The sequence below is a fragment of the Micromonospora sp. ABR4_055 genome (assembly GCF_056160425.1).
Genome location: NZ_JBSWXD010000078.1, coordinates 20,654 through 28,850 on the forward strand (window position 1 = coordinate 20,654; position 8,197 = coordinate 28,850).

Annotated in this window: 9 protein-coding genes; 5 read left to right on the forward strand and 4 right to left on the reverse strand. The window is 69.9% G+C overall.

Annotated elements, in window-relative coordinates; all coding sequences use genetic code 11:
* Position 1: 1 nt before the first annotated feature.
* Together ACXAHD_RS18620 and ACXAHD_RS18625 are read right to left on the reverse strand one after the other, a co-directional pair.
* The gene (locus ACXAHD_RS18620) at positions 2-1,048 is read right to left on the reverse strand and encodes a hemolysin family protein (protein WP_281553015.1); all 1,047 of its coding nucleotides are present in this window, start codon (positions 1,046-1,048) and stop codon (positions 2-4) included.
* Positions 1,045-2,460, reverse strand: coding sequence for a hemolysin family protein (locus tag ACXAHD_RS18625; protein WP_475052013.1), 1,416 nt, complete (start codon positions 2,458-2,460; stop codon positions 1,045-1,047). The genes ACXAHD_RS18620 and ACXAHD_RS18625 overlap by 4 nt, the downstream gene beginning before the upstream one ends.
* 308 nt (positions 2,461-2,768) lie before the next feature.
* On the opposite strand from ACXAHD_RS18625, the gene ACXAHD_RS18630 reads away from it, so the two are divergent.
* The 5 genes from ACXAHD_RS18630 (at position 2,769) to ACXAHD_RS18650 (ending at position 7,083) form a co-directional block, all read left to right on the forward strand.
* Positions 2,769-3,755, forward strand: a complete 987-nt coding sequence (locus ACXAHD_RS18630; protein WP_475051999.1) for a sporulation protein — start codon at positions 2,769-2,771, stop codon at positions 3,753-3,755.
* A 106-nt stretch (positions 3,756-3,861) separates the two neighbouring features.
* On the forward strand, positions 3,862-4,080 hold the full coding sequence (locus tag ACXAHD_RS18635; RefSeq protein ID WP_278119086.1) for a hypothetical protein: 219 nt from the start codon (positions 3,862-3,864) through the stop codon (positions 4,078-4,080).
* Positions 4,081-4,280: 200 nt separating this feature from the next.
* Positions 4,281-5,744 (forward strand): family 43 glycosylhydrolase, encoded by a 1,464-nt coding sequence (locus tag ACXAHD_RS18640; protein WP_281553017.1) that lies wholly within the window; start codon positions 4,281-4,283, stop codon positions 5,742-5,744.
* A gap of 62 nt (positions 5,745-5,806) precedes the next feature.
* On the forward strand, positions 5,807-6,370 hold the full coding sequence (locus ACXAHD_RS18645) for a 3'-5' exonuclease family protein (RefSeq protein ID WP_281553018.1): 564 nt from the start codon (positions 5,807-5,809) through the stop codon (positions 6,368-6,370).
* Between the two features lie 128 nt (positions 6,371-6,498).
* Entirely contained in the window at positions 6,499-7,083 is a 585-nt protein-coding gene (locus tag ACXAHD_RS18650) for an HAD domain-containing protein (RefSeq protein ID WP_281553019.1), read from the forward strand.
* 7 nt (positions 7,084-7,090) lie between these two features.
* Here the strand turns inward: ACXAHD_RS18650 and ACXAHD_RS18655 are convergent, their stop codons facing one another.
* Positions 7,091-7,693, reverse strand: coding sequence for a hypothetical protein (locus ACXAHD_RS18655; protein ID WP_281553020.1), 603 nt, complete (start codon positions 7,691-7,693; stop codon positions 7,091-7,093).
* Complete coding sequence (locus ACXAHD_RS18660; protein WP_281553021.1) at positions 7,690-8,067, reverse strand: DivIVA domain-containing protein; 378 nt, start codon at positions 8,065-8,067, stop codon at positions 7,690-7,692. Before ACXAHD_RS18660 ends, ACXAHD_RS18655 begins: the two co-directional genes overlap by 4 nt.
* Positions 8,068-8,197 lie beyond the last annotated feature (130 nt).

Genomic DNA, 8,197 nt, shown 5'->3' on the forward strand with positions numbered 1-8,197 from the left:
TTTAGCGGCTGGCGGCCTGGGCGGCGTCGCGGACCTCACCGACCAGCTCCTCGATCACGTCCTCCAACGCGGCCAGGCCGGTCAACCGGCCGTCGGCGTCCACCACCCGGGCCAGGTGGGCGCCCCGTTGCTGCATGACCGTCAGGGTGTCCCGCATCGGCTGGGTGGCCCGAACCGTGACCAGTGGCCGGATCAGCCGGGAGTCGACCGCCCGGTCCCGGTCCTGCGCCGAGGCCCCGAGCACGTCCTTGACGTGCAGGTAGCCGGTGACCTGTGCGGCGCCGTCGACGACCGGGAAGCGGGAGTAGCCGGTGTCGGCGCAGCGCTTCTCCAGCTCGACCGGCGTGCTGGTGGCGGAGACCGTGACCAGCGAATCCAGCGGGATCGCCACCCGGGCGGTCGGCTGGTCGCTGAACGCCAGCGCCCCGGTCAGCAGCCGGTGCTCGTGCTCGTCGATCAGGCCCTCACGGCGGGACTGGGCGATGAAGCCGGAGACCTCCTCCCGGGTGAAGGTGGAGGTCACCTCGTCCTTCGGCTGCACCCGCAGCAGGCGCAGGACGATGTTGGCGAGCTGGTTGAGCAGCCAGATCAGTGGCCGCAGCACGGTGACGACGCCGTACAGGACCGGGCCCAGGACCATCGCGGACCGCTCCGGACCGGCGAGGGCGATGTTCTTCGGCACCATCTCGCCAATCACCATGTGCAGGAAGACCACGATTGCCAGGGCGATGGCGAACGCGATCGGGTGCACCAGCGCGTCCGGCACCCCGGCGGCGGCGAAGGCCGGCTCCATCAGGTGCGCCACGGCCGGCTCGCCGATGGCACCCAGGCCGAGCGAACAGACGGTGATGCCGAGCTGGGCACCGGCCATCATCAGTGACACGCTCTCCATGGCCCGTAGGGTGACCCGGGCCAGCCGGGACCCGTCGGCGGCTCGTGGCTCGATCTGCGTCCGCCGGGCCGAGATCAGTGCGAACTCGGCACCGACGAAGAACGCGTTGCCGGCGAGCAGCAGCACCCCGATGAGGATCGCCAACCAGTCACTCATGACGCGGTCTCCTCCGGGTGCCCGGCTGAGTGGCCGTTCCGGCGTCCGTCAGGAGACCCGGCGGCCGCGGTGGGGTCGGCGCGGCGCAGCAGCAGCCGGTCGGCGCGGCGGCCGTCGACCCTGGTCACGGTCAGTTCCACCGGTACGGACGTGGGCAGCCCGTCCGGGTCCGGGTGTTGGCGGGCGTCGGCGGCGGCCGCGAAAGTGTCAACAACCCCGGGCAGCCCACCGAGCCCCTCAATGATCACCCCACCGAGGGTGTCGGAGATCCGGCCCTCCGGCAGGTCGAGGCCGGTCAGCCGGGCCGCCTCGTCGGGCCGCAGCAGTCCGGAGAGCTGCCACGAACCGTCGGCGGCACGCTGGTGCCGGCCGGTCGGCCGGTCCTGCTCGTCGGCGATCTCCCCGACGATCTCCTCGACCAGGTCCTCCAGGGTGACGATGCCGGCGGTGCCGCCGTACTCGTCGACCACCACCGCCATCTGCAGTCCCCGGCTGCGCAGCGTGCCGAGCAGCGGGTCCAGCTCGGCGGTCTCCGGGACCTCGGGCAGCTCGACCATCACGGACCGCACGGGCCGGTCGTCGCGCTCCCCGGCCGGTACGGCGAGGGCATGCTTGAAATGGACGGCGCCGAGCACCTCGTCGACTCCGGTGCCGGTGACCGGGAAGCGGGCGTGTCCGGTGGCGGCGGCCAGCCGCAGCACCTCGGCCACCGGTGCGTCGGCGGTGACGAACCGGACCCGGGGCCGGGGGGTCATCACGTCGGCGGCGGTCCGCTCGCCGAAGTCGATCGACCGGGAGACCAGCTCGGCGGTCTCCGCATCCAGGGTCCCTTCCTCGCCGGATCGGCTGACCAGCGACGCCAGCTCCTGAGGCGTACGGGCGGACGCCAGTTCCTCGGTTGGCTCGATGCCGAAGGCCCGCAGGATCCGGTTGGCCGTACCATTGAGGAACCGGATCAGGGGCCCGGTGGCGGCGGTGAAGCCGCGCTGCGCGCCGGCGACCGCCCGGCCGACCCGCAGCGGTTCGGCGATTGCCCAGTTCTTCGGCACCAGCTCGCCGAAGGTCATCTGGAAACCGGTGGCCAGGACCAGCGCCAGCGTCAGCGCAAGTGCGGTGGTCGCGCCGTCCGGCAGGCCGGTGAGCCCGAGCGGGCCGCGTAGCAGGGTGGCCAGTGACGGCTCGGCGAGGAAGCCGACGACCAGGCTGGTCACGGTGATGCCGAGCTGGGCGCCGGACAGCTGGGTGGACAGCGTCCGCAGGCCGCGCAGCAGGCCCGCCGAGCGGCGGTCACCGGCGGCGGCCTGCCGCTCCACGGTCGCCCGGTCGACCGTCACGAAGGCGAACTCGGCGGCGACGAACACGGCGTTGGCGGCGACCAGCAGCACCGCGGCGCCCAGCAGCGCCCACTCCATCACCGCCCGGTCACTCCTTCGACGGTGACGGGGCGGCCGGGACTGGGAGGGTCGCTGGTGGTGGACATGCTCATCAGCATAGACAGGCGGACGCTGCGCCAACCTGCGAGTTCACTGAGAACAGTAGCGAGAAGTACTCATACAATTACTTTGCGTACCTGATATCTGCTGTTCAGCAACCTCTCAGGCTGCCCAGCTAGCATCTTCGGCAACCCCGGTTCCAAAATAGACACATCTGATCATGTTGTGCGGCAACGAGCGGCGCGTCCGGGGATCGCGCCAGCGTACCGCCAGGGAGAGATAGCCACGTGGTCTTCAAACGGATGCTCCGAGCCTTCGGAGTCGGTGGACCGACTGTCGACACCGTCCTGTCCAACGCCAGCACCCGCCCCGGCCTGACCCTGGCCGGCCAGGTCGACATCACCGGCGGCGACCACGAGGTGGAGATCGACCAGATCACCGTCGCGCTGGTCACCCGGGTCGAGATGGAGACCGACGACGAGGAGTACGACGGTACGGTCGAGTTCCATCGGGTTCCGGTCTGCGGCGAGCTGCGTCTTGCCGCCGGGCAGCAGTTGTCGCTGCCGTTCGAGATCGACGTGCCGTGGGAGACGCCGGTCACCGACATGTACGGTCAGCGGCTGCCCGGCATGACCATGGGCCTGCGTACCAAGATCTGGGTCCGCGGTGCCATCGACCCGGGTGACCTCGACGACGTGCACGTCTATCCGCTGCCGGTGCAGGAGCGGATCCTGGAGGCGTTCGCTGCGCTCGGACTGCCGTTCACCGGTGCCGACCTGGAACACGGCCAGCTGGCCGGCCTGCCCCAGACCATGCCGTTCTACCAGGAGATCGAGTACGCGTCGGCACCGCAGTACCCGGGGGTCAGCCAGGTTGAGCTGACGTTCGTCGCCGACCCGTACGGAGTGACCGTGGTCCTGGAGTTCGACAAGAAGTCCGGGTTGTTCACCCCCGGCCACGACGCGTACGGCCACTACCGGATCGAGCACGCGGCCGCCGAGAGCATCGACTGGATCAGCCTGGTCGACTCCTGGCTGCGGCAGTCGCTGGAGCAGCGACACGCGCTGCTCGGCGGCTACGGGGGTGGTCACGCCCATGGCGGGTACCACGGTGGACACGAGGACCGCGGCTCGGGGATGGGTGGCGTACTCGCCGGTGCGGCCGGCGGCGCCGTTGCCGGTTTCGCCGCCGGCATGGTCGCCGAGGAGGTCTTCGACGTCATCGGCGGCGACGACGAGGAAGACGAACCCGAGGAAGAAGAGTCCGAGGAGTAGCCGCCGGCCCGCGTACCCCCGAGTCAGTGCTGCAGACAGCTGGACTCGTCGGCTCGGCCCGCCGTGGGCCGGGTCATACCCCCACCGAGTAAGGAGAACAAACAGGATGCCGGTCACCGCTGACCTGACCACGCTGGTCGACAAGGCCTACCAGGACAAGTCCCTGACCGAGATCGTCGCCGCGCCGGTCGCCGCGCTGAAGGGCGTCAGTGAGAGCGACGCCAAGCTGCTCAAGGATGCCTTCGGCATCGTCACCGTCGGCGACCTCGGGCGGAACCCGTACTTCCGGACCGCGCAGGCGCTGGTGAATCTCGGCGGCGAGTAGCCGTAGCGGCCGGCCTCGGCCGAGTCTCCAGCGACGGGCGTTGCTGGGGCGAGTTCGGACGGTATCCGGCGGGGCGGTGGGAGATTTCCTCCGACTGCCCCGCCGGATTGTTTCGTATAGATGACGAACCCTCTTGACCCTGGCTGTGTGAGCGCTAACACTGTTCGTATCGAAGATGATGACTGCGAAGGGTGTCGGTTATGAGGCGATCGCGATCCACGGTCAACTGGCTGGCGGCGACAACCGCCGCCCTGGTGACTGCGGCCACCACCACCGCCGTGGTCGCCGCCGCCCCGGCTGCTGTCACGGCGGCGGTCCCGCCCGCCGTCCAGTTCACCAACCCGATCGTCGAACAGCGGGCCGACCCGCACGTGCACCGGCACACCGACGGGTACTACTACTTCGTCGCCACCGTCCCCGAGTACGACCGGATCGTCATGCGCCGGGCCACCACCCTGCAGGGCCTGGCCGCCGCCACCGAGCGGGTGATCTGGCGCAAGCACTCGACCGGCGAGATGGGCGCGCACATCTGGGCACCCGAGCTGCACTTCATCGACGGCAGGTGGTACATCCACTTCGCCGCCGGCCGGGCCGAGGACATCTGGGCCATCCGCCCGTACGTGCTGGAGTCCTCTGCCGCCAACCCGCTCGACGGACCGTGGACCGAACGCGGCCAGATCCAGCCCTCGCGCCCCGGCTTCTCACTGGACGCCACCACGTTCGTCCACAACGGAGTGCGCTACCTGGCCTGGGCCGAGTACGCCGGCAGCAACTCCAACATCTACCTGGCGCGGATGGTCAACCCGTGGACGTACACCGGCACCCCGGTCATGATCAGCACCCCGACGTACGCGTGGGAGACCCGCGGCTACCGGGTCAACGAAGGCCCGGCGGTGATCATCCGCAACGGCCGGGTCTTCATGACCTACTCGGCCAGCGCCACCGACGCCAACTACGCCGTCGGGCTGCTCACCGCGTCGGCGAGCAGCAACCTGCTGAACGCGTCATCGTGGACCAAGAGCCCCAATCCGGTGCTGGCCAGCAACAGCCGGACCGGCCAGTGGGGCCCCGGCCACAACTCGTTCACCGTCGCCGAGGACGGCAGCGACGTGATCGTCTACCACTCCCGCAACTACGAGCGGTACCTCGGCAACGGCTACGACCCGCTGAGTGACCCCAACCGGCGTACCCGGGTGCAGAAGGTCTACTGGAACGCCGACGGCACACCGAACTTTGGCGTACCGGTGCCGGACGGTGCCACCCCGGTCCGGCTCAGCGCCCACGACCAGCCGGACCGCTACCTGCGGCACTGGGAGTACCGGGTCCGCCTTGAGGCGAATGTAACGAATTTGGCCGATTCGCAGTTCCGGGTCGTCCCCGGGCTGGCCAACTCGGCCGGTGTCTCGCTGGAGTCGACCAACTTCCCCGGCTACTACCTGCGGCACCGCAACCACCAGATCTGGGTGGAGGCCAACGACGGGTCGAGCCTGTTCCGGCAGGACGCCACCTTCATGGCGCGAGCCGGGCTGGCCGACGCCGGCAAACTGTCGCTGGAGTCGGTCAACTTCCCCGGCCAGTACGTCCGCCACCGCGACGGCCTGTTCTACCTGGAAGCCGTACCGGACGCCGCCGGCCGCGCCTCGGCCACCTTCACCGTCAGCTGACCCGACCGCCAACACCCGGCACCGTACGACAGCGCGCCACCAGCTGGGCGTACGGTGCGGGGGTGGCACAAGCGGAGATCTACGTCAGCACGGACGTCGAGGCGGACGGGCCGATCCCCGGCCCGCACTCGATGTTGAGCTTCGCCTCGGCGGCGTACACGGCAGGCAAGGAACTGGTCGGCACGTTCAGCGCCAACCTGGTCACACTGCCCGGTGCCAGCGGTGCGCCGCAGACGATGGCGTGGTGGGAGACACAGCCGGAGGCGTGGGCGGCGTGCCGGGCAGACCAGGAGGAGCCAGCGGCGGCGATGGCCCGCTACACCGAATGGCTCGCCCAGCTGCCGGGGCGGCCGGTGTTCATCGGTTACCCGGCGGCGTACGACTTCATGTTCGTCTACTGGTACCTGATCCGCTTCACCGGATCGAGCCCGTTCTCCCACTCGGCGCTGGACATAAAGACGTACGCCATGGCGCTGCTGGGCACGGGCTACCGGACGACGTCGAAGCGGACCATGCCCCGCGAGTGGTTCGGCGAGCACGACCATGAGCATGTCGCCCTGGACGACGCGATCGAGCAGGGCGCGCTGTTCTGCGCCATGCTCGCCGCCAACCCGGCGACCCGCTGACGCGGCAACCCGCTTCTGCACTGATGTGAGGCTGAGATACCTATCGCCGCCAAGTTAGGGTGTCTCAGCCTCACATCGTGTGCCGGCGATACCGTCACACCCGCGCGACGCGCCAAGAAGGTGACGCGATGCGACAAGCTGTCTGGCTGCTCGACGTCGACGGAGTCGTCAACGTGACCCGCCCCGGCTGGGGCGCGGCACCGTGCAACGGCACCGCACATGTCGGCGCGGTGGAGTATCGGCTGCGGTGGGCACCGGCGCTCATCGACCGGATCCGGGCGATGCACCGGGCCGGCGCGGTCGAGATCCGCTGGTGCAGCACCTGGTGCGTCGAGGCGGACCAGGTGGAACGTCTCTTCGGCCTGCCTCGACTCGGACGCAGCTGGACCCACGAGATGTCCACGTCGACCGCTGCGGGGGCGAAGCTTGGCGCCGCACGTGAGGTCGTCGCGCAGGGACGGCCGCTGATCTGGACCGACGACGCCGAGACGCCGACCGGTGGCCCCGTGTACGAAGAACTCACCGCCAGCGGGCGGGCGCTCCTGATCGCTCCGCTGCCGAATCGTGGACTTCAGCCAGCGCACCTGGATCAGATCGAAGCCTTCGTTGCGAGCGCTGCCGCCAGTGCTGAGGTGGACGAAACTGCTGCCCTGCATACAGCGCGGCGGCTACTCGGTGAGCCCGCAGAGTCATCCGCCGACCTGATCGGCTGACCTGTCCCTACCGTCCATCGACGTCGAGGATTCCGCTCCAGTCGCGGCTGATCGACATCAGCTCGTTGACGTCGGCAGCTGAGTGCCGCCGGCCGTGGCGCGGAAGCCGACGCTCGAACGGTACGGGGATGGGGGTGTCCGGCTCCGCGGGGATCAGATCGCCGAGAGCGTCGGGCAGCGAGCTCAGCAAGTCGGCGACCGCCTGTTCGACGGTGTCCTGGGTGAGCACGCCGGTGGGGCGACCGCCGACGGTGACCGTCAGGCCGAGGCGGAGCGCCACAGCGATTGCTGTCGCCGGCGACGGTGGGTGGGTGCTGTCCGGTGGACCCGTTGTCCGGCCGAGCCACAACCGCCACGGGTCGATCGACTCGGCAGCGATCGCCTCGGCTTCCAGGGCGTACCGCTGGTCGGCCGGCAGGTCGGGCCGCCACTGCCTGGGGAGTTGCAGCCAGGTGGCGAGAACCGGCTCGTCCGGGGCCTCCGGGTCGTAGAGGTGGGCGACGCCGGCCGAGACGACCGCACCGGTGTCGACGTTGGCGACCGTGAGCACCAACTGGGCGCGCCGTGCTCCGTCGCCGGCCGAGCCCGGCCCGGTGTGTCGCTCGGTCACCGGTAGCCGGACGGGGAGGCCGTCGGGGCATGGCCACTCTGCCAGCGGCGCAACGCGTCCTTGATCCGGTCGTTCTGCTCCCAGGTGCGGTCCAACTCGGCGTACACGATGGCCAGGTCGTGGGCTACCCGGTCGAGGAACGCGGCGACGTCGGCCGGGTCGAGCCCGCCCCGGCCGGTGATGCCGCTGACCGAGCGGAAGTGCTGGCTGCGGACCTGCCAGGGCCGGATCGGCCGGTACCCGGTCGGTCGCTGGTTGCGGCTGTTTCCGGGTACGCGGTACACGCCGTTGCCGCCGGGCCAGTCGCGCGGTGGCAGGGACACCATCCGACGCCGTTGCCGTCGCATCCGCCACCGTCGCCACAGTTCTCGCATCGCGCTTTCCTCCCCTTGCGTGTCAGGTGTGTGGAAGGGGTGGGGAGAAAACACCTCCCCAACAAACCTGAAACCCCCCCCCCACCCCCCCCGCACCCCCCCTCCCTACCACCAACACAAACACGCCTTC

Coding starts and splice junctions, on each gene's coding strand:
- ACXAHD_RS18620 (WP_281553015.1), bottom strand. CDS start 1,048: ATGAGTGACTGGTTGGCGATCCTCATCGGGGTGCTGCTGCTCGCCGGC.
- ACXAHD_RS18625 (WP_475052013.1), bottom strand. CDS start 2,460: ATGGAGTGGGCGCTGCTGGGCGCCGCGGTGCTGCTGGTCGCCGCCAAC.
- ACXAHD_RS18635 (WP_278119086.1), top strand. CDS start 3,862: ATGCCGGTCACCGCTGACCTGACCACGCTGGTCGACAAGGCCTACCAG.
- ACXAHD_RS18640 (WP_281553017.1), top strand. CDS start 4,281: ATGAGGCGATCGCGATCCACGGTCAACTGGCTGGCGGCGACAACCGCC.
- ACXAHD_RS18650 (WP_281553019.1), top strand. CDS start 6,499: ATGCGACAAGCTGTCTGGCTGCTCGACGTCGACGGAGTCGTCAACGTG.
- ACXAHD_RS18660 (WP_281553021.1), bottom strand. CDS start 8,067: ATGCGAGAACTGTGGCGACGGTGGCGGATGCGACGGCAACGGCGTCGG.